Raw genomic sequence first — 23,829 nt, 5'->3', positions numbered from 1 at the left:
GTAAATGGAACAACTTCTTTTTCTAGCGACTGGCCCAGGGCAAAAATTGCAAGAGGCAGTCAGTACCGAGATTAAGGCAATTTTCTTTTTGTTGATTGTTATAACAACTGTAACATTGTTTTATAAGAAAGCTTTTACCGCGTTTATAGGATTTGCCCTATTCGCTATGTTAGTCAGTGTCTTTATCTTTAATCCTCAATTAGTTACCAATCTTGGATCCAATGGCTTCAGTTGGCTCTTTGAAGCTTATCTAGAATGAAACAGATCCGAGTATATAATCAGGTCTTTCGAATAGAAAAAACAGTCTATTCTATTCAAGGAATCCATCTGCCAATTCCGATTTCATACCGAGAACTAGCTTTTTTCACAGGTACTCTTTTTGTGATGATTCTACTTAACAAAGTGCCACCATTTAGCCTAGTGGAATATTTTCTGATCAAGTTTATTGCCATTCCGGCATTAGTTGCTTGGTTTTTTACGAGAAAGACATTAGATGGAAAAGCGCCACACCGTTTTATCTTATGTTATTTGGAACATCGTTTCTCCAATCATCGGTTTGCTCGATATCAAAAAATAACACCTAAAAAAGAATCGGTCTATCAATATGATGGGATCGTTGCCTATCGACACAAGAACAGCGGAGGGGAGAGCAGATGAGCAAAGTAACATTTCCAATCAAGTATTTTGAAGACAATCTCATATTTCATGTGGGTGGCTCTGTCTCTGCATATTATGAAATTCAAACTTACAACTATGATTTTCGGTCATTGGATGATCAATTAAGCCTCCATAGTAATTTGGAGGCTTTTTATTGGAATATTAACTTACCAACACATCTCTTGATGGTACCAGACTATGCAAGTTTAGAAGATTATAAGATTGCAATGAAAAATAGATTATCTAGCCGTTTATTAGAAGTAGGAGAACAGCATATCGAAGCGAGCCTCAATCATCTGAGAGGAAGAGAGCTGTACCAGCATCGCTTCTTTATTGGTGTAGAGTTGAAAGATACGTCACCAAAAGGGAACTTCTGGCGAGAGATCCAGTATGCTTGGAGAGATTTTAAACGGTATTTACATGACCAATCTGGCACAGATGCTCCCGAAATTTTAGAAGAAGAGATTCATGCGTACCAAGTCCAAGAAGAGATGATTCAATCACGAATGAATGGCTATTTACGAGTGAGACGTGTAGATTCTTCTGATATGGAATGGCTCATTCGCCGTGGATTTTACCGGGGAATCAGCGAGACTCCCAGAAGGCATCAATGGCGTCCCAAAACGATTCCCGTAGAAGTGGGACAGAAGAATGCGATACGGCCTACTAGGGATATCTTGAACCTTACAGAGGGGAAATTTGATGATTCTAGTGGTCGCAGATTAATCGTAGAACAATTCGTCAATGGTCGAAGCCGTAAGGGGCATATGGCATTTCTCACCATCTCTCATATTCCAGACAAAGCCCCATTTCCAGGTATTGAGTGGTTATACAATTTGCAGAGGCTCTCTTTTCCTGTAGAAGCAACGCTACGAACAGAAACGCTTGGTTATCGCAAAGCACTCAAACAAGTAATGAATAAAAAGAAAGAATTAAAAGCAGAAGATGAGCATGCCACAGAAAGTGGGGAAGATACTTCCTTCCATATCCTAAATAGCAAGCAGGAAGCCTTGGAATTGGAAAATAATCTTCGTACGGACAAGTTTCCGCTTCTTATCAGTTCCATTGTACTCTGTGTATCCGCTTCTACTTCAGATGAATTGGACTTGCGTATTCAATTGGTTAAAGACCTATATGCAGATATGTTGATCCAGATCGAGATTCCGTATGGCGATCAATGGAGGGGATTTAACGAGTTTATACCAGGCTCCAAACGACTCATTACCGATTACATTCATCATATGGATCCAACAGCTGTTGCAGCTAGTATGGTAGGGGCAACACGTCAGCTGGGAGATGGCTATGGAAGCTTTATTGGCATGTCGCAAAATTTACCAGTCTTTTTTCAACATGACCGAGGTCCTAAAGACGAGCGTCTCAGTACTACCGCTTCTGCTGCTTTTATTGGTTCTTTAGGTGCAGGGAAGTCTTTAGGAGCCAATTTATTTACTTATCAAGCTTTGTTAAATGGTGCCAGAGTCCTTATTTTTGATCCAAAAGATGAGCGGGGCCATTGGCCAGATCATCTTCCAGAGTTGAAACCATACACCAACATTGTGACTTTGCGAGCTTCTCTTGAAGACAGAGGTAAGTTAGATCCTTTGATGGGTGCGAAAAATACTTCAGAGTTAACTTCCGCAGGAGAGACTGCCAAAAAAATACTTCAATTTTTAGCACGAGCCTCTGATGGTACATATGAAGCCATCGCAATTGGAAAAGCAGTGGATCATGTCATTCAGAATGAGAATGCCTCTATGACAGCAGTATTGCTACATTTAATTGAAGTGGTGAAGGATCTTCCCGCTAAACGCAAAGATAGTCTCGAGGAGATTATTGATGTCCTAAGTTATTTAGCTACTTCTGGACAAGGACAACTTTTATTTGGAGATGGTTCGCAAGAGGCAATTGATCTCTCCAAACCGCTCACCATCCTACAAGTAGAAGATTTGCAATTACCTGATGAGAGCCAAACAGATTTCGGTCGAATGGGGATCGCGATTCTTATGGCAATCTCCGACTTTTCAAGGCGGTTTTCTAATCAATCTTCTGATGAGTTCAAAATGGTACTCTTTGACGAGTCATGGCGCTTAGCCAAAGTTAGGGAAGGTAGAGCCGTACTAGAAGAACTAGTACGTACCGGACGTAGTAAAAACTCTGCCATTTATCTAGTTAGTCAAAATGCCAAAGATATGTTAGGTGAAGAGATTCGCTCGAACCTAGGATGTCGGTTTGTCTTCCGTTGCCGAGATCAAAAGGAAGCAGAAGCAGCTTGTCAGATATTAGGGATTGAAGCTACCGAGATGAACGTAGACCGAATCCGCAATCTACCAACTGGGATCTGCCTTATGTCCGATTTAGAAAAACGAGTAAATGAATTAGAAATCAGAGTTGTGGAAAAACGGCTTTTCCAAGCGTTCGATACAAGACCAGGACAGTCTAAATCAAACAAAGGGCGAGAAGAACATACTATCGTCGCCCCATAGCGGAGTAAAGGAGTCAAAATGCTATGTTGAAAACAAAAAGCTGGGTGACTGTTTTGGTCATTCTGGTCTGTTTCTTTAGTTTAGGTAGCTCAGCTGCAGCCGAAGACCCACCAGCTACCCCGCCATCACCTAACCCAGCCCCCACCGAAGAAAAAGCAGGGTTTAACTTATTAACAGATATATTGGTTGTATTTCCAAATGATCGAATTGAAAAAGCGAAAGATAATGACTATACACCCGAATTTAGTAAATACACTCCTAGTAGATACTCTCTGGAGATGTTAGTGCAAGAAAGATCAACATGGGATATTGGATTAGATGCATTTACTGATTCTGCGTATGTATTATTGCATGGATTGATGAATCTGATCTGGCAAGCTCTTTTGGTCTGGGATTTTATGGTGATTTTGGCGGTTGAACAGGCTTTTTCGCTAGATATCGTTAATATTATGGCGGATCAAGTGGAGGTAGTAATACAAGGAATTGCTGGATTTAACGGTAGTGGTATTGGAAATACAGGGATATGGGGTAACTTTCTAGTACTTACTATTATTTGTGCAGGGGCATGGATTGCCTACAAAGGATTATATAAAAAAGATACAACCAGTGCGTGGTCAGCGATAATCTCCACTGTTTTTATCATGATGGTTGCATTCACATTTTTTGCAAACTCTTCAGGCATCATGAAATATCTCAACAAAACAAGTAGTGATATAAGCCAAGAATTGTTAGGTGTGGGATTAAGTATTGGAAGTGTAGCGGGAGAAAATAGTAGAACGATTAGCAGTGGTCCAAATACCAATATTGCAGATGTGAACCAAGGAAATCCAGTAAAAAAAGAGATAGAACCGTACCGTAAAGATGTTACTTCCATGAAAACTGCAGATAAGGTATACAAAATTTTAATTTATGATCCCTATGTAATGCTCCAATATGGAAAGACCCAAGTGGATGACAAAACAGTAGAACAACTTCTTAATCAAAAAGTGGGTAGCGCAGAAAGAGAGAAAGCTGTTCTAATAGAAAAGAACGGAAACAGTGCCCTTAATAAAGAACCAAATATAATGTTTACATCTCAAGGATTGTTCCAACGATTAGGGATGCTATTGTTGCTTTGTATTGCTCATTTTGTAATCGGGGTAGTTTTTTTAGCTATCTCTTTGGCAATGATTGTCTACCAATTTTTCTTTGTGATCTTCGCTATGTTTGCTCCGTTTGCTTTTTTAATGGCACTATATCCAACATGGTCTGGTGTCGCAATGAATTGGGTGAAAGGTTTTATTGGATACCAGCTTAAGAAGATTTTACTTGGATTATTGTTAAGCCTTATATTAACCATTTCGGATATGCTTTACAGCATCGCTTCACCTGATGATGTAGGCTATGCTTGGACTATTATCCTCCAAATCGCTTTAGTAGTCGGTGTTTTCTGGAAACGTAATGAGTTGATTGGGATTGTGAACTCCTCTGCTGGAAAGGTTTCGGCGATGGCAGATTTCTATAATAAAGACAATCGAAAAATGCTCATTGAGTATGTAGATAAGGCTTCTTCAAAGGTTCGGTCTAGCATACCAAGAGGACAGTGAAACGAGGTGATTAGATGAGTTGGTTCAAAACGCCTAAAGGTGGGGATAATGAATTGGCTAAAGCTACAAAATACATTTTATATGGTGTGCTAGGGATTGGCGGATTATATCTTCTTGCCAGACTTCGTGAATATCTCCTCGTAAAGTTAGAGGGCGATAAGGTAAATGAGACAGAGCAGACTGCAAATGTGATCAAAGATACGATGGTCGATACCGGAAGTTCAATCGTTAGTGTGGTGTTATGGCTACTATTTATTGCAGTATTACTAACGGTGCTCTATCTGTTAGGCAAGTGGTTACTCATTAGTTATTATCGAAACCTAGCTGCTAGAGGTGTTCGATATCTACGTATTTTGCCTTCTAGTGACACGAAGCTAGAAGTAGAGAAAGTAATGTTAATGGTAAAGTCCTTTGGTGGGATGTTTCGAATCTGGAAATTTCGTATACGCTTTGGAAGCCCGTGGTTTCGCCTGCGATTTGCGATGGGACCCGATTCGGATGAGATTGGGATCTACTTAGCTTATCCACGTGATAAAAAGAGTAGCGTTTATGATACGATTCGCAGTGTTTATCCAAATGCTGAACTACATGAATTAGAGGCAGCCCAATTTCCACAGGTTCAAAGTGGGGGTGCCGGTGGGCATTTCACGCTAAAAAGTGGAGTGAAAAAAGGGCTACCACTTGCTTCTTTTGAACAAAAGAAAGAAAGCCCACTTGGTAATATTTTGAATTCCTTACGTCGTGGGACTATTTTGGATCTACAATTCTCTCCGACAAGCTGGTCTGCGCTCGATGAACGTTCAGATCGAGTGAAAGAAGAGTTAAAGGACAAGAATATTGCCGATATGACTCCAGATGAAAAGGCAAAGCGATTTAGCTTGATTCGTAGGTTAACTGGGAGAGAGTTGTCATTTGAAGTACGTATGTCGTTATGGTCCAATTCTCCCAATGCGATCTCTGTTTGTCGTTCGACTGCGACTGCTTTAGAAACAGCGCTCAATTATGATGGGGCAATTCGATATTGGCCACAAAAGCTTTGGAATCCGCTACGAGACCGTAATCCCATGCCTTATCCATGGCCATTTACGATTATGACATGGTCAGGTGATGAGTTAGCGAACCTATTTCATCTTCCACCTAGCAACCATTGGATTTATCAAGAGCCACCAGTAGGTACAGATTCGAGAGGCTATTTGGCTCATCTTCTTCCACATCAAGCTGCGATCCAAGAAGAGGATTTCCAGGAGGGTGTAAAGATTGGCCTAGAAAAACACCCTTTAGCCGTTCGAGAAGTGCGTTTGCCATATGAACAGTTGAGTAAACACTTCTTACTCACAGGAGCCAGTGGGATGGGGAAATCTAGTTGTGCGGTGGAGATGCTTCAGTCCATGGTGGATGCATGGGTGGAAGATCCTGACCAACAACCTGGCTTTACCCTGATCGATCCAGCTCGGGAAATCATTTCGGTAATGGAAAATCGACTGCGATATTTAGAGAGTCAAGGGAAGCAAGTCCCATTGGATAAAATACATCACTATAGCTTGTCACCCGATACCACTCATGCGGTAGCATTAAATCTGCTACATGTTGAGGAACATGATTCCATCAGTCAGACAGCTGAGCAATTGGCAGAAGTAATTCTCTATCAGAGCGATGACTCTGATACATGGATTCGTGCAAAAAGGCTATTGTCGATGGCCATTCATAGTTTACTGGAAGATAACCACAAGCACACTTTGCTTGAGGTAGATGAATTTCTCCGTAATACAGCATTTCGGTCTAAGGTTTTGCAAAATGGCGTAGATCCTTATGTAAGACGTTTTTGGACCAAGATGGATGAATCAGAACTCAAAATAGAAGTAGAGCCAGTATTACAACAGATGGATCGTCTTTTCCAAGATCCGATTCTGCGATGTTTCTACCTCCAAAAAGATATGAGTTTGAACATTAAGCAATTTATGAATGAAGGCCACATTGTAATGTTTGATCTCTATGATCTAAATGATCATGAGTTGGCGATCTCAGTCGGACATTTAGTTCATTCCTATCATCGAGTAGCCAAAAGACGTACGACTGGGTCTAAGTTTCATTTGATGATGATTGAAGAAGCACAGTTAGTTCAGCTTCCTTATTTTGCAAAAATTTTATCAGAGGATCGCAAATACGACTTTGGAATTGGCTGGATCACCAGAGAGATAGATTCTTTTGAGAACGAGGATTTGGTCCAAGCAATGAAAGCAAACCTCGGAGCAATTCTCAGTTGTGGGCAACAAGAAGGTTCCGACAAAGTTGAATCTCTTAGTCGTGGATATCTACCCGCTACGTTTTTGGAAGGTTTATCAGAGAGAAATGTAGCAGTCTCTGTACGAATGAAGCGAAAGCAAAAGAGTGTCACTTCTACTTTTGTAGTGGAATGTCCACCACCTGTTGTCTATCTAGCTAATGGAAATATTGCTAACCATCGAAATGCAGAGAAAGAAGAGGCTTTTCAATGGGGAGTGAACTGGGGACTGGAGCGAATGAAATCTTCTCCAGAATGCAGACCAATTGGTGAAGTCTCTTCCGAAGTAGGTAGGTATATGGATCAATCTTATGAAACGAATTTGTAAGAGCCAGAGCCGATTGTGGAGATCACAGTCGGCTCCTTCTAAATGAACGGAGTGAAGCAATGGTAAAAGCATTATTTAATCTTCTAAGAGCTTTATTCTCCTATATTGAACTTATTGCGATCGCTTTCTTAATTAACTTTGCAACAGAATCTGCTACGGCGATTACGATCTTTATTATTCTGTTTTTATGTAATTTTAAATGGTCTTCTCAGACTAGAGCAATAGGTTGGTTTCTTGGAATTTTCCTCTATTTAAGTTCTACAACCAATATGATTTTTTTGATAGTACTTTTATTGGCTGTAGTGGGGGGACTTTTTAGATGGGGAATGTCGTTATTGATCATACAAATAAAAAAATAAGGAGGGCTCTATGCAGATCCTGACTCCTCATACAGAAGTGGTTCTAAAGCTCCTTCTACCAACCCATAGCAAAGAGCTATTTCACCTCGCAGATACAAATCGTACGCATCTGCGAGAATGGTTTGCTTGGGTAGACCATACTTCTTCCGAGTCAGATACACAACAATTTATACAAAATTCTTTATCAAAGCTTTGTGGAATGACAGGTTTCAACTGTGGAGTTTGGTATCAGGATCGGTTAGTCGGCGTTTTGGAGATCCACGACTGGAAGCATACCCTTTATCGAGCAGAGTTAGGATATTGGCTTAGTAAAGAGGCGACAGGGAAAGGGATTATGACATCGGCTGTTCAGGGATTAACCAATTATCTGTTTCAGGAGCTTCCGATCCATGCATTAGAGATTCGTTGTGCAGTCCGTAATGAAAAAAGCCAGCAAGTCGCTATTCGTTGTGGTTTTGTGTTGGAGGGAAAAATACGTCAGGGTACCGTCACATCACAAGGATTCGAAGATGTATTTCTCTACAGTTTGTTGCGTGAAGATTGGACAAGACAACATGACACAGCAAATCAATGATGGAGAGCGGAAATCTAGTTGTTTTTAGCTTGGAAATGCTAATCTCTGATTTACTTGCAGAGTATCAAAGGTCATATAATGAACGTTGTGAGCGTTCGACTTCTAACATAACAACTTGCTCCTCATGAAAAATGGGATAGACTGATTTCATCAATTGAGAAGAGTCAGCGATATCCAATTCAATATGCCAATATGGAAAGTTATAGACCGCTTTACCGTTGGTTTGATCTTGGATTTTCCTTATCATTCGTTTCGCTTGTTCTGGTAGAACTTCTTCTGTTTGGATACGTAGGAATTGATTTCGTTTTGAACTACGTTCTCTTAATTGTATAGGAGCACCTATACGTTCTAAACGGCCATTTTCCAAGATTCCTACTCGTTCCCCAATCGCTTCTGCCTCCTCGGCAATCGCAGTAGTAAGAAGGATCGCTGTCCCCTTTTTCGCTTGCTCTCGTAATAGTTGATGAGTATGTTGGATCGAATGGGAATCAAGATGTGCGGTAGGTTCATCCAATAATAAAAGTTTGGGATTACCGATTAGGGCGATAGCTAGTCCTAATCTTTTTTTATTTCCGTGTGAAAGAGAACCTACTCTACGATTGGCGATGTTCTGAAGATCTACTAAATTCAGCAACTCGATAGTTTCTTGCTGGACATTGGGAACTTCTTTTAACTTAGCTAGATAAGAGATATGTTCTTGTATGGTTAAATGATCATCATAATCTTGGTTTTGGATCATGACTCCTACTTTTTTTCGATAGATGGGAAACTCTTGTACAGACCGTTTCCCAATTCGAATGGTTCCTTGATCAGCACGTTGTAGACCCGTGAGTAAGTGAAGCATGGTACTTTTTCCTGCACCATTGCGTCCCAATAATGCAAAGATCTCTCCTTGGTTTACCGTGAAGGAAATATCTTGAATAACATTACGACCAGAGAAGCTTTTTCTCACTTGTTGCAGGGAGACGATCATATGAGATCCTTCTTTCTAAGTAAGAGATAACCGATTAGTAGAATCACAACTCCAAAACCAAATGGAATCCAGGATAGATGAAAAGCTTGTTCATACCAATATGCAGGTAAGAGATATTCCCAATATGCTTTGAAAGAAATGTCAGGTAGTACTAAGAAAAAAGGAAACATAAAGGGAAGAAAGCTAAGAAAATAACCAACACCAAGAACAAGAGAAGTCCGCTTCCCGATGGACAAGAAAAAAGTTAATGACAAAAATAAAAAGATAGTAGAAAACGTATTCCATAAGATCACGGGAGTGATCCGTTGGTGTAAGAAGGAAAATGCGAGAAATAAGCAAAGAGTAAGAAATAACCAATAGGTAAGTGAACTAAAAAACGTTCCAAAATAATATCTGCTTCGAGAAGAATACAAAATAAAAAGTCGTGCTTTGCCATGATAGAGTTCCTCTTGAATTCGGGAGAAAGAAAAGAGGATCAACATTCCGATCCACTGCCAAAGATATTCGAGAGCTTTTGGATAGACAAGACTCTCTGGAACGATCGGCAAAACAGGATGTTCAGGAATAGTAAGAATGCTGCCTAATATGATTGCTCCAGCTCCTAACAGGAAAAAAGGAATGTAGCTAGATGTTTTTCTCCATAGATGCCGAAATTCCAGAAGCCAAATGGTTCCCACTTGTTTCACCAACTTTATCCAATTTCTTTTTTTAGTATTGGAACAGGTAAATAAATTATGTATCCTCATCTCTTATTTGGATAACTTCTATATTTACAAGTAGCTGGTTGCATAAATCAAAGTTAGACATAGGCGTGCCGCCAGTTTTCCCGCCTTTGACTGCTCCGGCTCTCCCTACCGCTCATAGTCGTATCTCAAAAGGAAAACCTCTAGCTTTAGGCTCATTAGGCAATATCCTTTACAAGGATAGTAGAGAAGTGTTCAAAAAGCATAGTTTTCCAATAAATGGTCAACCTAAGAAAAAACAATCTGGAGGGCTTTGAGTGGCTCAAGTGATCGCGGTGGGAACTGCAGTACCTCCATTTCAAATAGATCAGAGTACCATTCGAGAATTTGCAAAGCGAATGTTTCAAGATCGTTTTTCAGATATCGAACGGTACTTACCTATTTTTGAAAATACCAATATTGAACGTAGATCCTTCAGTAAACCAATAGAGTGGTTTGAAGAAGTACATCATTTTCCGACACGTAATGAAGCTTATGTCGAAATGGCTAGCAAACTTGCGATAGAGGCTATTCAAAAATGTATCGAGAAGAGCCCTTTTACACTTGAGCAGATTGATCATCTTTTTTTTGTCTCCAGTACGGGTCTTTCTACGCCAAGTATCGATGCTCATTTAATCAATCAACTCCAGCTCAAGCGAAATATAAGACGGACTCCGATTTGGGGATTAGGTTGTGCAGGGGGAGTAGCAGGACTTTCTCGGGCTTATGAATATGTGACTGCTTTTCCAGATCAGATTGCGGTAGTAGTAACAGTTGAGCTTTGTGGGCTTACTTTTCGACGTAATGATCTATCCAAAAGCAATCTAGTAGCCACTTCGTTATTTGCTGATGGAGCAGCAGCGGTATTGGTAGCAGGACGAAAGGTTTCTCTTCAGGAGATTTACCCGATCATTCACTCCTCGCACAGTACGATCTGGTATAACTCGTTAGATGTGATGGGGTGGGATGTGGCAGAGGATGGTCTACAAGTTGTTTTTTCTCGTGATATCCCAACTATTGTAAAAGAGTATGTAGAGCCAGTAGTTCGTGATTACTTACAGGAGCATTCGCTATCGATACAAGATATTACTCGGATGATCTCTCATCCTGGCGGAAAAAAGGTACTTCATGCTTATGAAGAGGCATTGAATGTACCACCAGAACGGTTTCAACATGCTTATGATGTACTGCGTGATAATGGAAACATGTCTTCTGCGACAGTCTTGTTTGTATTGGAAAAAGAACTAGAACAGATACACACCAACGGAGAATGGGGACTAATGTCTGCTTTAGGACCTGGGTTTAGTTCGGAGTTACTCCTACTCCAATGGTAGAAGAGTAGCTCTTAAGTCTACTTATAAGGAAGGGTTTGTATGAATAATTTGCTCGTGATCCTATTTTCACTGGGGATTATTCAAAGGATCTCGGAGATGGAAGTAGCTAGGCGAAATCGGAATTGGATGCGGGAACAAGGCGGTTATGAGGTGGGAAAAGAGCATTATCCCATCATAGTAGGAATACATGTCCTACTGTTTATTGGAATTTTGGTAGAAAGCCTATTTATGCGGGCGACTCCTCCTAGTTGGTGGGTTCTGCCTTTTTCGATCTATTTGGTAACCCAAGTTCTACGTTACTGGTGTATTGGAACGTTAGGGAAGTATTGGAATACTCGTATTTGGGTAGTTCCAGACCATGCTCCAAAATTAAAAGGACCATACCGCTATATGCGGCACCCAAATTATGTTGTGGTCATGATCGAGATTTTGGTCTATCCCCTTATTTTTGGAGCCATTCTTACCTCGATCTCACTAAGCGTGGTAAATACGCTTATTATTTTGTTACTTCGTATCCCAATGGAGGAACTAGCTCTGAAAGAGGCAACCAATTACGAAGAAGAGATGGAAGAGAAAAATCGTTTCTTTCCTACTTGGAAATAGAAAAAGGCTCTCCTATTGGTATTAGGGAGAGCCTTTTTGATGGATTCAAATTGCTTGTAATCGATTTTAATAGTAGTGCTCAAGATAGACAGAGTGGTGTATTTCGTCTGAAAACCATCTAGTCGAGTTAGTTGTGATCCTGTTCTAAGCGACGTTGTGCATATTTGGCTAAAACAGGATGAGATTCTTTTAGATCGGAGTAGATTTGCTCAAATGTTTGTTGAATATCCCATTGTGCTTCTGGGGAGGTTCGTAGGTTGATGAGATGATAGAGTTCCCACAGGCTGGCACTAGCAAGTACTTGACGATTATGACCATTGGTAACACAATAGCTTGCAACTAGTGGAGAGAACTTCGCTAGTTCACGATAAATCGTTTCTGCTTTGGTGAGAAATCGCTCATATAATTCGCTTAACCCTGCTTCTTTGATGTGAGGAGGGATGGTAATACCAAATTGGATTCCGGCAGGACTAAATGTAAAACTAGTTCTTCGATTATGCCGTAATAACTGATGCCAATTGGCCTCCGAAATTTTCATTTCTAGTTGATAGGGAATATGCTGCAATGTTTCTAATGGATTGTCAAAAAAACGAAGCTTCTGTAGTGCTAATTCTACAACATGCTCTAATTCTTCCAAGGAAGTAGTGCTTGCAAGTTGCTCTGCAGATTCATAGCTATGACCTTGTTCACTGATCAGAAAATGAATCATACAAGTTTGCAGTGATTTGCGATAGTCAGGAGCATGCAAGATCCGTGCTACTGGTCCATGAATAGGCTCTACGTCCGTAGCTTGCGGTAACGAAGCTTGAAGTTTTTTTCTAGACTCGACAATGTATTCATTTGGGCGTACATATTTTAAAAGGGTCGGGATAATTTGGCTAATTTCACGTTCCATATCTCGTGCTAATTGGTTACTTTCGGGATAAGGACTTGATAATAGTTGGACAAGCGTATCTCGCAAGGAACGTCCATTCCCAGTCATCCCAAGATTGGTTAAAGTAGCTAGTGTTAAGGCATATCGAGCATCTTCAAAAGCAATTTTTTCAATCCGTAACTGATATCTTTTTTCGCTCTCATCAGGATTTCGAGGCATTTTTTGCTGTAAATAGATATATAATTGCTCAAATAATTTTTCGTATATGTCATAAGCTTCTTCTTGTAAATTCAAGTAAGCTTCTTTTAATTCTGGTTGATCATTTAATTCGCTTGGAACATAGTAATCGCCACGTTTAGGCCGTTGGTAGCGCTGGCTATATTCGGTGAAACTATTAAAGCTGGTCGCAAGTTCTAACTCCGCAGATGCTAATCGGCTAATTTTTTCAATTCCGATATGAGCTACTGCATGTTCGGCTACACTGCTGTGACCATATCCGACTACCCATTTTTCATGAAAGGTAGATGCTTTCTCGGAAAAGGACGTAGCCAAACTACGTGTTGGGTCAGAGACAGCTAATTCGTCATCTTGTAATAGCTGGATTAAGTTTTCACGGAAGCTAGCGTCACTACGACTAACATAGGCAAAAATCACTGCAATTACTTCTTCGGGTAAGTTATAAATGGTATAAACATTACGATCTAGATTGGAGACATAGTGGTTTAAATCCAATTGATTTGATCCTGTCAAAGCTTTCCCATCCTCTCTAACATCACTGCTGATTATTTTATCACGTTCTAACGGTCAGTAAGACCCCAACCTCAAAGCTCGATTCATGCTAACTGTCCATAAGAACCTGAATAAAGTTACTTTATCAAAAAATAAATTAAATGAGAGTTGGAAAACATCGCAAGTAGACAAGTTCCCTGACATAAAGTGAGACGAGGGGGAATTGTCCATGTTACGAACTCGCGGACTAGCCAGAAGAGGGAGGAGAAAATTTCCTTTTCGAATCAATGGTTGGGCTATTCTAGTGCTTATCTTAATACTGATAGCAGCTCCCATTGTGTGGTTATTGGAAACTAATATCGAACCAGTTATGTTAGTGATTGCCAAATCTGAGGTGAAAAAGATGGCATATGATGCCATTGTAGAAGGGATTAAACAACAAGTTGTATTAGGTAACGATACTAATAATCTGATTGAAATAGAAAAAGATCAAACGGGGAAAGTTCAGTATCTACGGATCAATCAAGCAAACCAAGCTAAAGTATATACAGCGACAGCTCAAAAGATCCAACAAGTAATTAAACAACTGCAAGATAAACCCATTGAGATAACAATTGGTCAAATGTTTAAAAATACGATCTTATCGGAATGGGGTCCGGATATTCCCGTCGAAATATGGCCAAAGGGATCTGCCAAAATTAATATCGAGCCTAGACTAGAATCCAAAGGGATCAACGTTGTGATGGTAACCCTTGTTCTTAAAATACATACTGAGATGGGAGTAGTAGTCCCATTCTCTGAAGATGTTGTACCGATTGACATTGATTACCCAATCGCTCAAGCAATGGTAGTAGGTGAGGTGCCAAGCTATTTTTTCCAAAATGAAGGAAATAACAACACCATGCAACCATCACCTATCCCTGTTACTCCTAAGTAATAATGTCTTTAAAAATAAAAGCTCTCCAAAAAGGAGAGCTTTTACATATTAACATACCGTGTTGCTAGTTACCATTTTGGAAAATACTCTGACCAACGACGATCAACCAAATCTTTGGTAGTAGAATCGGTCTCTACTTCTGCTGGGTATCCAGGTTTCATTCGTGCATCCACTACGATCGGGAAGCGATATTCTGGATGATGCCGTACCAGTGTGGCATCTGCATACAAGTCATAATCAGGGTCAAAGCGTGTGAAGGTGGACCAAAGGAACGAAGTCTGGTCTTTCGCAGCAGCGATATCATCTACTAGGAACAGAAATGGCCAGTCACGTAATTCGGAACCTCTGGCTGCTAAAATTTTGGAAGCCAGTTCTGGATCAGCTTCATAGGAACAAGCCTCTGCTACTAAGGTTCCTTTTCCGTAGTTGGTGATTTCTTTTACTCCAGGTAATTCTGGTCCTTCATATTTTTCTGGTAAGCTGCGGACAGGGTCTCCTGTACCGAGCAAAATGGCTTTACTGCCATGATTTAATCTTCTGCCAGTATAATCCAAAGTATCCATTGAGGTATTGGCAAAAATGGTTAGATCGGTGGCAGGATCGAATCGTTCTAGTACACTTTCCCATAGTTGAGTAAAGCGAGAAAGATCCACTTTTTTGTCCGTTACCACGAGGAATTTGGTTAGTGTTAATTGCCCTTCTCCCAGAATACGGAAGGCATTCACCATTGCTTCTCGTTTATAGCTTTCCCGTACCACTGCAGCAGCAAGTGCATGGAAACCAGTTTCAGCGTAAGTCCATAAGTCACGTATACCAGGCATTGCCATCGGGAACGCAGGTGAGAGTAGTTTTTGGAGGAATTCCCCTAGATAGTAATCTTCTTGGCGCGGCTTTCCGACAACAGTAGCTGGATAGATCGCATCTTTCCGATGATATACCTTCTCTACTTGGAAGATCGGGAATTCGTGAGCTAGTGAATAGTAACCATAATGATCACCAAAAGGCCCTTCCATTTTCCGTGTGTGAGCAGGAACTTTCCCTGAGAAGACGAATTCTGCATCCGCTACGATCGGATATCCTCCATCTACCGGTTTTACGACAGGAAGCTTTTCTCCTACAATGAGAGAAGTAAGTAACAGCTCTGGTAAAAATTCAGGAACCGGAGCGATCGCAGATGCAATAAGTGCTGGAGGCCCACCCAAAAAGACACGAACAGGCAACGGCATATTAGCTTTTTCTGCCTCAAAATGATGGAAACCGCCACCTTTATGAATTTGCCAGTGCATTCCTGTAGTCGTGGCATCCATTACTTGCATTCGATACATGCCCAGATTATGTTGTCCGGTTAGTGGATGTTCAGTGTAGACTAATGGTAAGGTAACAAAAGGCCCACCATCTTCCGGCCATGAGGTGATGGCCGGAATTTTGGTAAGGTCTACAGGAGATTGAGAAACTGCCATTACTGGCGCAGTTTGTGGATCGACTCGTTTCATCCCCACTTTGAGTAAGTCTTTGAACAAATGACGTTCACCCCAGAGTGCTTTGGCGGTGGGAGGCATCACTTTATGTACCAAGTCTACGGTTTGTTTCATTAATTCTTCAGGTCTTGTTCCAAAGGCCAAGTCAACACGACGAGGGGTTCCAAAAAGATTCGTGACAACAGGAAACTTACTGCCTTTTACTTGTTGAAAAAGGAGAGCAGGTCCGCCTTCCTCAATAACTCGCCGGTGTATTTCCGCTATTTCTAGATTTGGATCAACTGGAGTATCAATTACTTTTAGGTCTTTTTCATTGCGTAGTGTTTGCAGAAAGCTGCGTAGGTCTTTATGCATTGCGAGATCTCTCCTCTTGAGTAAGTATGGGTCGCAAATAGGGAGTGATTTCCCGTATCTATCTAAGTAAGCACTCCGAAAATCTGGATCAGACTCGCCTCATTGCAATGACAAAGGCGCTCCCTAGCTCCAGATTTTCTCTTTTGAATTTGAGAAGAGAAGCTAGATTAGATTAGAGCTTGATCCAAGAGACTTCATTCTTATTATAACGTAAGGAAGGGGCATATCATGAGCGTAATTGTGTATACCAAACCTCACTGTCCAGAATGTAACGTGCTAAAGCGTTTTTTGCAAGATTATCAAATTCCTTTTGAGTTAAGAGACTGTAGTGAACCAGAACATTTGGCTGCAGTAAAAAATCTAGGTTTTTTAGGAGTGCCTGTTACGTTTGTGCATGGCACACCAGTTCAAGGCTTACAACCAGACGCAATCCTAGAGTTACTAGAGCGAGAATAAACAAAAAGAGGCTACTCCTTTTTAGGAGCGGCCTTTTTTAGATTTTGATGAGGATTGCTTTGCTTTCTTTAGTTGTCGAGTCTCTTTCTCCCACTTTTTTAGTAGTGGGTACGGATCAAAAGAGTATGTTTTGTTTCCGTTAAAACGGTAGAGACCATAGTGAAGATGTGGTGGGAATTTTCCTGATGTCCCTGGTGGTCCGTATCCTGTAGATCCGACAGAACCGATCACATCGCCCGGTTTTACAATATCCCCTTGTTTGAGGCCTTTTTTAAATCCATTGAGGTGAGCAAAGTAGTGATATTGATTTTGGGCATCGCGAATTCCGATACGCCAACCACCAAAGCGATTCCAACCAATCAGTTCTACATAGCCGTAACAAGTACTTAATACAGGAGTCCCATAGTTTGCAAAAATATCTGTCCCTTCGTGAATGCGCAGTCCACCCCATCCACGACGATCTCCCCATGTGTTGCGGTAACTGTAGTCAGCATGAATGGCGACAGGGAAGTACTTTTGTTGGAGATCTATGGTACCAAATGTCGAATAAATCTTGGCGATATGAGTGATTACATCGACAGCTGTAGGCTGAAGATAGTAACGCCATATCTGTTCGCGGATCGAATCTTCATGAATACCATTTTTGGAGATTACGGTTGCGATCGTAGCAAGTACATCCATATCATTGTGTGGATCTGCTTTTCCATCGCCATCGCCATCTCGACCAATTCCACCAAAGTATTGAATTGTTTCTTCCTCTACATCATTTGGATTGGGATTGATGAGTCCGACCCATTTTTCCACTGGAACCTCTATACTCAGTACTCGTTCTGAATTGGATTGTTCTGTAGAGGCATTGGCTTGTTTTTTGGAAGTCTGATGAATATTTTGTTCATATTGATCTAGTGAAGCCAAATATTCCCAAGGAATACCTGTTAAGGCACTAACAGATTGATAAAGTGCTACTCTCTTGCTATTTTTTGGGTCCTCTTCTAAAGGATTAGCTGCCAATAGAGGGAGAGGAGCAAAGAGAGGGGATAGGAACAAGATAGACATGCAGGTCAATATCCATTTTTTATACATAAAAATAACACCCTATATCCTAGTTTTTGTCTCCTTATCTTTTGAAAAGGGAGAGAAAAATATGTCTAGGAAAAGGGTGTTTCATTATATTTTGAAGAGGTTTTTGGAAGAGAGATTATTTTGCTTTGAGTTGGGTAACAAAGTCATTTAATTGGTCAAGCATGATCATAGCTGCTTGATATCCACCTGCAGTGTTCCAAATGATATCATCTACTTTAAATGCGTGATTGTTCTTCACCGCATTCAGGTTTTGCCAGAGTGGATCTTTCAAGAATTCTTGTTCTCGATCCGTACCTTGAGTAGGTGTCTTTTTATCGTTGTAAGTGAAGTAGAAAAGAATGTCTCCATCCATATCTGGAATCCGTTCCCGGCCTACTTCTAGGGTAAAGGAATCTTGGTTTTGCAGTTCAGGGCGAGCAAATCCTACTTCCTTTAAAATAACACCAGAGAAAGTTTGTTGTTGGTAAATTCGAGTTTTACCAGGCATAAAACGGATCATAGATATTTTTTGTTGCAACATATCTCCTGCATTTTCACGTACTTTGGCTACTTTCGCATCATATTCTGCTAACTTTGCTTTTCCTGTTTCTTCTTTATTAAGAGCTTGGCTATAGAACGTAAAGTTAACTTTCCAATCTCCACGTAGATCTTCTGCAAATACAGTTGGAGCTATTTTACTTAGCTGATCATAAATTTTTTCTTGACGCATTTTGTTTCCGATGATCAAATCTGGTTTTAAACTTAAAATCTTTTCTAAGTTTGGTTGAAGCTCGTCCCCAACAGGAGTAACACTTTCTAGTTGTTTAGCTAGATGAGGGTACCATGGGTCACCTGTAAAGGATTCTACTGTACCGACTGGTTTAATACCCAGAGCCAAAACGGCTTCTAGGCCCTCGTTTGTTAGAACAACGACACGTTTAGGGTCTTGAGGTACCTTGGTTTCTCCCATTGCGTGTTTGATGGTACGGGTGTTTTCAGGAGCTTTTTCGCTTTCTGTAGTACTTGTATTGCTGCAACCAATTAGGAGCGCACCTACTAAGCCTACGATCAGTAGTGATGAGAACCATCGTTTCATTATCCGTTTCCCCTTTATCTATCAATGATAACGATTCTCATTCTAGGGCTTTGAAACATATTTGTCAATTACTTTTGATAATGATTTTCAAATTCATTGACACCCCTTTTTTTCTCCCCTAAACTTAACTTCAGCATAGATCGGACAAAGGGGCTTCCGAGTAATGAAAAAGAAACTAATTTGGTTATGTGCATTTATAGTGCTTACGGTTTTTTTGTTTTTTGCAAGCGTTATATTTGGACAAAAAGAAATTCAACTTCAGGATGTTTGGAATTCGTTTTTCCATTTTAATGGTTCAAATGAACATTTAATTATTCAAACCTCACGCCTACCTCGTGCGATTTTAGGTATTTTAATTGGTTCTAGCCTCGCGGTATCTGGTGCAATGATGCAGGCATTTACGCGAAACCCTCTTGCTTCCCCTACTACTTTGGGGATCAATTCGGGAGCTAGTTTTTTTATCGTGCTAGCGTTGTCGCTTTTTCCTAACTTAGGTTTCCTTCCATTAACGATGGTCAGTTTTGTAGGGGCAGCAGTTACCTCTGCCTTCGTCTTGATCTTGGGTTCGATTAGGCAAGATGGAATGCAGGTAGTAACTGTTACATTGGCTGGAGCTTCTCTAGCTGCTCTATTTTCTTCGCTCACACAAGGTATTCTGGTAGCGAATGAACAAGGATTAGAGGAGATAATTTACTGGCTTACGGGTTCTATTGAAGGGCGTAATATGGGTGTGATCCAATTAGCCATTCCATTCTTTTTGGTAAGTTGGATTGTTTCATTCGCCATTGCTAAACAGTTGAATGTTCTACAGATGGGGGATCAAGTGGCGATTGGATTGGGTCAAAAAGTAACTGCAATCAAATGGATTGCAAGTATTACAGTCGTTATTTTAGCAGGTGTCGGTGTCTCGATCGCTGGGCCTATTGTATTTGTTGGATTGATCGTGCCTCACTTTGTACGGAAATTAGTTGGCAACGATTATCGGTGGGTTATCCCATTCTGTTTTGTTTGTGGAGCTACGTTGCTTTTAGCTTCTGATATTTTGGCGAGGTTTGTGATGAAGGAACAGGAGATTCCCGTAGGGGTAATGACGGCTCTGATCGGAGCGCCAGTCTATTTAGCATTAATTCGGAGAAAGAGAGAGGTGATCTAAATGAAAACCAACCAATTCAATTCTATTAAGATTCTTCTTTTAGCAGGATTGGGTTTGTTTCTCTTTCTCTTTAGTGCGGGGATTGGAGAGATATCCATCTCGCCGATCGATGTAGGAAAAACGCTGATAGGACAGGGAGATTCTTTAAACGAACTGATTTTGTATCAATTTCGATTACCTCGTGTAGTGATGGCCTTTATGGTGGGAGTGGCTTTAGCCTTTTCGGCGACGATCTTACAATCGTTGCTTCGAAATCCCCTTGCTTCTCCAGACTATATCGGGATTACAGGTGGAGCATCGGTCGTCGCCGTTAGTATCATTACCTTTTTTAGTGATTATGCCAATGATCTCCAAGTACCCATGGGTTTAGTTCCAGTAGGGGCCTTTGTAGGAGCAAGTATCGTGGGGATCCTCATGTATTTATTTTCTTGGAAAAAAGGTGGAATTACTCCTTTTCGGTTTATTTTAGTTGGGATTGGTTTTTATACGCTTTGCCAAGCACTCGTTAACTTGATTATCCTGTTAGGTCCTGTATTCCGATCTGTCCAAGCTAAAACATGGCTGACGGGTAGTATTTATGGAACTTCATGGCCTTATATCCAGACTCTACTACCATGGCTGCTCGTTTTAATCCCGATTACTTTTTTGATGGCAAGACGTCTTCAGCTACATGAATTAGGAGAGGAAGTAGCTATCGGACTAGGGAGTCGCGTGCAACGAGAGAGACTCTGGCTATTATTGCTCTCTACAGGACTTGCTGGAGCGGCGGTCTCTTTTGTTGGTGGGATCGGATTTGTAGGATTGATAGCTCCTCATATGGCAAGAAAAATAGTAGGAAATTCCATGGTAGCCTTATTACTGACAGCTGGACTTTTAGGTGGAGTTTTAGTGATGGGCGCAGATTTACTGGGACGATTAGTTCTTTCTCCAAGAGAGATTCCAGCAGGTGTATTTACCGCTTTGTTAGGTGCTCCTTATTTCCTGTACTTGCTAGTAAAAGCCAAAAAGCGATGAATTGGTTCTTATGGTAAGATATAGGGACTTGTAACAAGGAGGGGAACGTTTTGGCTACCAAAGAGCGGAAGCCAGATTGGCTTAAAATTAAATTAACTACTGGTGAAAATTATCAAGAATTAAAACAGATGATGCGTAGCAAAACACTACATACTGTTTGTGAAGAAGCGCGTTGCCCTAATATTTTTGAATGCTGGGCAAACCGTACCGCTACTTTTATGATCTTGGGCGACATTTGCACACGTGCTTGTCGTTTTTGTGCTGTGAAAACAGGTTTACCTACGGAATTAGATCTTCAAGAGCCGGAAAGAGTAGCGGAGGCAGTCGAACAGATGGGGGTACGCTATGCCGTGATCACCTCTGTTGCTCGAGATGATCTCCAAGATGGAGGTGCCTCTATTTTTGCTGAGACGATCCGCGCTGTTCGCAGACGAAATCCAATGACCAATGTGGAAGTCTTAATTCCAGATTTTCTCGGTAATTGGGATGCCTTGAAAGTAGTAATGGATGCGAAACCGGATGTGTTAAATCATAATATCGAGACTGTAGAACGCAGATCAGATCGTGTTCGCTCGAAAGCAAAATATCCTCGTTCCCTGGAACTATTACGTCGAGCCAAAGAGATGCAACCGCAAATTCCAACCAAATCTAGCATCATGTTAGGTGTAGGGGAAACATATGACGAAGTAGTTCAAGCAATGCGTGACTTACGCGACAATCAAGTAGATATCGTCACCTTGGGACAATATTTACAACCGACACAAAAGCACTTAAAGATTGATCGCTATGTAACACCAGAAGAATTTGCTTCTTTGAAAGAAGAAGGGATGAAAATGGGCTTCTCTCATGTAGAATCAGGTCCATTGGTACGTAGTTCTTATCACGCACATGAACAGGTAGAAGCGGCACGAGCAAAACAAAATTGATTTATATTTTAAGTGGAACTTATTGTATCTTTTCTATGGTTTTTCCTAGGAATTGGATTCTTTTGTTAGGTATGGCAAAGCTTTCTGTGGTAACATGAGAATGGTGATATATATGGATACCATTCAATTGGACGATGCCACATATCAAGTGGTCACTGATTATAGAGAAGCTTGGAAGCCAGAGATTTTTCAGAAGCGATTCAGTGAGATCTTGAATAAATATGATTATATCGTTGGAGACTGGGGTTATAGCCAGTTACGGCTAAAAGGCTTTTTTTATGATCATCATCCGAAAGCAAATGTCGATACCAAGATTAGCTATCTCGAAGAATATCTCAACGAGTTTTGTAATTTTGGTTGTGCCTATTTTGTATTAAAAAAAATATCTTCTAAATAAAAAAACCCGTTTTCACAGTGGAGTTACTGTGGAAATGGGTTTTTTGTCGTTTAGTTCTGCAAGAAAGTCAAGTACGAAAAAACAAATTTGTCAAAGGCAAGAGTCTGATCAAGTTTCCCGAAAATGGGTAACAAAAGGTTTCTAAATTGATTGAGCAAGGAACTCTCGTAATTCCTCTGCTTCTTCCTCGTCAAGTTGATAAATATGCTCTAAATAACCTTCTTCTTCTAAGTCATCGTGACCAACAATAGCAAAGCGATTGGATTGTAGATTGAGAACCAAAACTTTGCCATAAAAGCGACTGCTTACTGTTAAAGCTAGATCGAATCGATTGGTTTTGCCCATAAAGCTAACGAAACGAGTTTTAGTCGTTTCGGTGTCATCGTATAAGTAAAATAGGTCTTCTTTTGTCATTTTTTTCTCCTTTAAGGATATGGATAGTTTGTATGAATGGAGTCATTGTAGCGGAACGGAAAGTAGCTACTGACATAGCTCAACCGAATTATACCAAAAAAGCCGTCTTAATTGGTCTTTCTCATAAGAGAGAGAACGGATTAAGACGACTGAAAGAAGAGAGAGGGGTTACCAGTCATTAAAAAAAGAACAAATATTTCTTCTTTTTTTGTCGACGGGGTTGGAGGCCTTGTTCTCCAGCTGCTGCTGTCAGTTTTTGTGTGAAGTGAACATTGCGCAATTCTACTTTTAGTTGATCTTGCTTTTGGCGAATCTCATCAAACATTTGGTGTATCTGATCTCCCGAAACACTATCATAGCTGATGTTCGCAATTTTTTGATCCATCTCTTCAAAAGAATCGTAAATTCCAAACATATGGTCTTCAATCCGCTCCATCCGTTCATAGAGAACTTCCATCATATCGCCAATCTGGTTCATCGTGGTCATCACATCAGTCAGATTACGATCTTGTTCTGTAGTGGAAGCAGCAGTAGTAGTGCGGTTTTCGCTTGGTGTATAGTAAGAGTGATCAGATTGTATTTTTCCCTCATGAAAAAGTTCTTCGCGTAGCTGCTTCATAGATTTATTTTGTTCTTGTAGACGAGCTTTAATGTCATTTAAGCGGTCCATACTATCTTCAGATAGAATATAGTGTCCTCGGTCATTAAGGTCAGGGCAGATATAATCTTCAAATACATCAATCCATTTTCTCACTGTACGAGCATGCACTTGAAGCCGTTCTGCTGCTTCGCGCGTTGTGATGAACATTGTTTGGTTCATATGGAAAATCCTCCTATAAAATATATGTTAGCTATCATTTCGATTTTCTTTAGGAGGTTCCTTCTGGCATGACAAAGGAAGTCATCAGGTGACAAAAGAGATAAAACCTCAACAAAAAGCACTGCTAACATCTCAGATAGCAGTGCTTTTTGACAAACAAGAAGATATCATGAAATGATCTTTGACTGAAGGTTACATTGACAAGTTCGAAGATCAGAT

Annotated in this window: 24 protein-coding genes; 16 read left to right on the top strand and 8 right to left on the bottom strand. The window is 40.6% G+C overall.

Features of this window, described 5'->3' with window-relative positions; translation table 11 throughout:
* Nucleotides 1-4 precede the first annotated feature (4 nt).
* Genes VJ09_RS08100 through VJ09_RS08070 form a run of 7 tightly spaced genes read left to right on the top strand, consistent with a single transcriptional unit; the run spans nucleotide 5 to nucleotide 8,268 of the window.
* Nucleotides 5-259 (top strand): hypothetical protein, encoded by a 255-nt coding sequence (locus VJ09_RS08100; RefSeq protein WP_044641020.1) that lies wholly within the window; start codon nucleotides 5-7, stop codon nucleotides 257-259.
* Entirely contained in the window at nucleotides 256-657 is a 402-nt protein-coding gene (locus VJ09_RS08095; protein ID WP_052807294.1) for a TcpE family conjugal transfer membrane protein, read from the top strand. The genes VJ09_RS08100 and VJ09_RS08095 overlap by 4 nt, the downstream gene beginning before the upstream one ends.
* Nucleotides 654-3,140: an ATP-binding protein gene (locus VJ09_RS08090; RefSeq protein ID WP_052807293.1), complete on the top strand. Its 2,487-nt coding sequence runs from the start codon at nucleotides 654-656 to the stop codon at nucleotides 3,138-3,140. Before VJ09_RS08095 ends, VJ09_RS08090 begins: the two co-directional genes overlap by 4 nt.
* A gap of 23 nt (nucleotides 3,141-3,163) precedes the next feature.
* A complete protein-coding gene (locus tag VJ09_RS08085; protein WP_044641019.1) occupies nucleotides 3,164-4,726 on the top strand; it encodes a CD3337/EF1877 family mobilome membrane protein in 1,563 nt (520 codons plus the stop codon).
* Nucleotides 4,727-4,740: 14 nt separating this feature from the next.
* Nucleotides 4,741-7,335 carry a type IV secretory system conjugative DNA transfer family protein gene (locus VJ09_RS08080; RefSeq protein ID WP_044641018.1) on the top strand — a complete coding sequence of 865 codons (2,595 nt, stop codon included), beginning with the start codon at nucleotides 4,741-4,743 and terminating at the stop codon, nucleotides 7,333-7,335.
* A 59-nt stretch (nucleotides 7,336-7,394) separates the two neighbouring features.
* A complete protein-coding gene (locus tag VJ09_RS08075; RefSeq protein WP_044641017.1) occupies nucleotides 7,395-7,694 on the top strand; it encodes a hypothetical protein in 300 nt (99 codons plus the stop codon).
* 10 nt (nucleotides 7,695-7,704) lie between these two features.
* On the top strand, nucleotides 7,705-8,268 hold the full coding sequence (locus VJ09_RS08070; protein ID WP_044641016.1) for a GNAT family N-acetyltransferase: 564 nt from the start codon (nucleotides 7,705-7,707) through the stop codon (nucleotides 8,266-8,268).
* Between the two features lie 64 nt (nucleotides 8,269-8,332).
* On the opposite strand, the gene VJ09_RS08065 is transcribed toward VJ09_RS08070, so the two are convergent.
* Together VJ09_RS08065 and VJ09_RS08060 are read right to left on the bottom strand one after the other, a co-directional pair.
* Nucleotides 8,333-9,241: an ABC transporter ATP-binding protein gene (locus tag VJ09_RS08065; protein WP_044641015.1), complete on the bottom strand. Its 909-nt coding sequence runs from the start codon at nucleotides 9,239-9,241 to the stop codon at nucleotides 8,333-8,335.
* Complete coding sequence (locus VJ09_RS08060) at nucleotides 9,238-9,927, bottom strand: hypothetical protein (protein WP_044641014.1); 690 nt, start codon at nucleotides 9,925-9,927, stop codon at nucleotides 9,238-9,240. The genes VJ09_RS08065 and VJ09_RS08060 overlap by 4 nt, the downstream gene beginning before the upstream one ends.
* Nucleotides 9,928-10,241: 314 nt before the next feature.
* On the opposite strand from VJ09_RS08060, the gene VJ09_RS08055 reads away from it, so the two are divergent.
* The gene (locus tag VJ09_RS08055; protein ID WP_044641013.1) at nucleotides 10,242-11,297 is read left to right on the top strand and encodes a type III polyketide synthase; all 1,056 of its coding nucleotides are present in this window, start codon (nucleotides 10,242-10,244) and stop codon (nucleotides 11,295-11,297) included.
* Nucleotides 11,298-11,336: 39 nt separating this feature from the next.
* Nucleotides 11,337-11,900: an isoprenylcysteine carboxyl methyltransferase family protein gene (locus VJ09_RS08050; RefSeq protein ID WP_044641012.1), complete on the top strand. Its 564-nt coding sequence runs from the start codon at nucleotides 11,337-11,339 to the stop codon at nucleotides 11,898-11,900.
* Between the two features lie 127 nt (nucleotides 11,901-12,027).
* Here VJ09_RS08050 and VJ09_RS08045 read toward each other — a convergent pair whose 3' ends face one another.
* Nucleotides 12,028-13,524, bottom strand: coding sequence for an FAD-dependent thymidylate synthase (locus VJ09_RS08045; RefSeq protein WP_044641011.1), 1,497 nt, complete (start codon nucleotides 13,522-13,524; stop codon nucleotides 12,028-12,030).
* A 208-nt stretch (nucleotides 13,525-13,732) separates the two neighbouring features.
* Here VJ09_RS08045 and yunB point away from each other — a divergent pair, with 208 nt between their 5' ends.
* Nucleotides 13,733-14,440 carry a sporulation protein YunB gene (yunB, locus tag VJ09_RS08040; RefSeq protein ID WP_044641010.1) on the top strand — a complete coding sequence of 236 codons (708 nt, stop codon included), beginning with the start codon at nucleotides 13,733-13,735 and terminating at the stop codon, nucleotides 14,438-14,440.
* Nucleotides 14,441-14,508: 68 nt separating this feature from the next.
* On the opposite strand, the gene VJ09_RS08035 is transcribed toward yunB, so the two are convergent.
* The gene (locus VJ09_RS08035; protein WP_044641009.1) at nucleotides 14,509-16,272 is read right to left on the bottom strand and encodes a menaquinone biosynthesis decarboxylase; all 1,764 of its coding nucleotides are present in this window, start codon (nucleotides 16,270-16,272) and stop codon (nucleotides 14,509-14,511) included.
* 228 nt (nucleotides 16,273-16,500) lie between these two features.
* Between VJ09_RS08035 and VJ09_RS08030 the strand changes: the two genes are divergently transcribed.
* Nucleotides 16,501-16,728, top strand: a complete 228-nt coding sequence (locus VJ09_RS08030) for a glutaredoxin family protein (RefSeq protein ID WP_044641008.1) — start codon at nucleotides 16,501-16,503, stop codon at nucleotides 16,726-16,728.
* Nucleotides 16,729-16,749: 21 nt separating this feature from the next.
* On the opposite strand, the gene VJ09_RS08025 is transcribed toward VJ09_RS08030, so the two are convergent.
* Both VJ09_RS08025 and VJ09_RS08020 read right to left on the bottom strand, forming a co-directional pair.
* A complete protein-coding gene (locus tag VJ09_RS08025; RefSeq protein ID WP_044641007.1) occupies nucleotides 16,750-17,811 on the bottom strand; it encodes a M23 family metallopeptidase in 1,062 nt (353 codons plus the stop codon).
* A gap of 115 nt (nucleotides 17,812-17,926) precedes the next feature.
* Nucleotides 17,927-18,886, bottom strand: coding sequence for an ABC transporter substrate-binding protein (locus VJ09_RS08020; RefSeq protein ID WP_044641006.1), 960 nt, complete (start codon nucleotides 18,884-18,886; stop codon nucleotides 17,927-17,929).
* 163 nt (nucleotides 18,887-19,049) lie between these two features.
* On the opposite strand from VJ09_RS08020, the gene VJ09_RS08015 reads away from it, so the two are divergent.
* The 4 genes from VJ09_RS08015 (at nucleotide 19,050) to VJ09_RS08000 (ending at nucleotide 22,376) form a co-directional block, all read left to right on the top strand.
* Nucleotides 19,050-20,039, top strand: a complete 990-nt coding sequence (locus tag VJ09_RS08015) for a FecCD family ABC transporter permease (protein ID WP_052807292.1) — start codon at nucleotides 19,050-19,052, stop codon at nucleotides 20,037-20,039.
* Nucleotides 20,040-21,053, top strand: coding sequence for a FecCD family ABC transporter permease (locus tag VJ09_RS08010; protein WP_044641005.1), 1,014 nt, complete (start codon nucleotides 20,040-20,042; stop codon nucleotides 21,051-21,053).
* Nucleotides 21,054-21,103: 50 nt separating this feature from the next.
* Nucleotides 21,104-21,979 (top strand): lipoyl synthase, encoded by an 876-nt coding sequence (gene lipA, locus VJ09_RS08005; protein WP_044641004.1) that lies wholly within the window; start codon nucleotides 21,104-21,106, stop codon nucleotides 21,977-21,979.
* 112 nt (nucleotides 21,980-22,091) lie between these two features.
* Entirely contained in the window at nucleotides 22,092-22,376 is a 285-nt protein-coding gene (locus tag VJ09_RS08000) for a YutD family protein (protein WP_044641003.1), read from the top strand.
* Between the two features lie 141 nt (nucleotides 22,377-22,517).
* Here the strand turns inward: VJ09_RS08000 and VJ09_RS07995 are convergent, their stop codons facing one another.
* On the bottom strand, nucleotides 22,518-22,790 hold the full coding sequence (locus VJ09_RS07995) for a DUF3055 domain-containing protein (RefSeq protein WP_044641002.1): 273 nt from the start codon (nucleotides 22,788-22,790) through the stop codon (nucleotides 22,518-22,520).
* A gap of 32 nt (nucleotides 22,791-22,822) precedes the next feature.
* Between VJ09_RS07995 and VJ09_RS18420 the strand changes: the two genes are divergently transcribed.
* Complete coding sequence (locus tag VJ09_RS18420) at nucleotides 22,823-22,972, top strand: hypothetical protein (RefSeq protein ID WP_154662352.1); 150 nt, start codon at nucleotides 22,823-22,825, stop codon at nucleotides 22,970-22,972.
* On the opposite strand, the gene VJ09_RS07990 is transcribed toward VJ09_RS18420, so the two are convergent.
* Nucleotides 22,969-23,610 (bottom strand): MerR family transcriptional regulator, encoded by a 642-nt coding sequence (locus VJ09_RS07990; RefSeq protein WP_044641001.1) that lies wholly within the window; start codon nucleotides 23,608-23,610, stop codon nucleotides 22,969-22,971. The genes VJ09_RS18420 and VJ09_RS07990 overlap by 4 nt on opposite strands.
* Nucleotides 23,611-23,829 lie beyond the last annotated feature (219 nt).

The sequence above is a fragment of the Risungbinella massiliensis genome (assembly GCF_000942395.1).
GTDB classification, from domain to species: domain Bacteria; phylum Bacillota; class Bacilli; order Thermoactinomycetales; family Thermoactinomycetaceae; genus Risungbinella; species Risungbinella massiliensis.
Note: the sequence above shows the minus strand (reverse complement) of the source record. Positions and strands in the feature narration are given on the sequence as shown.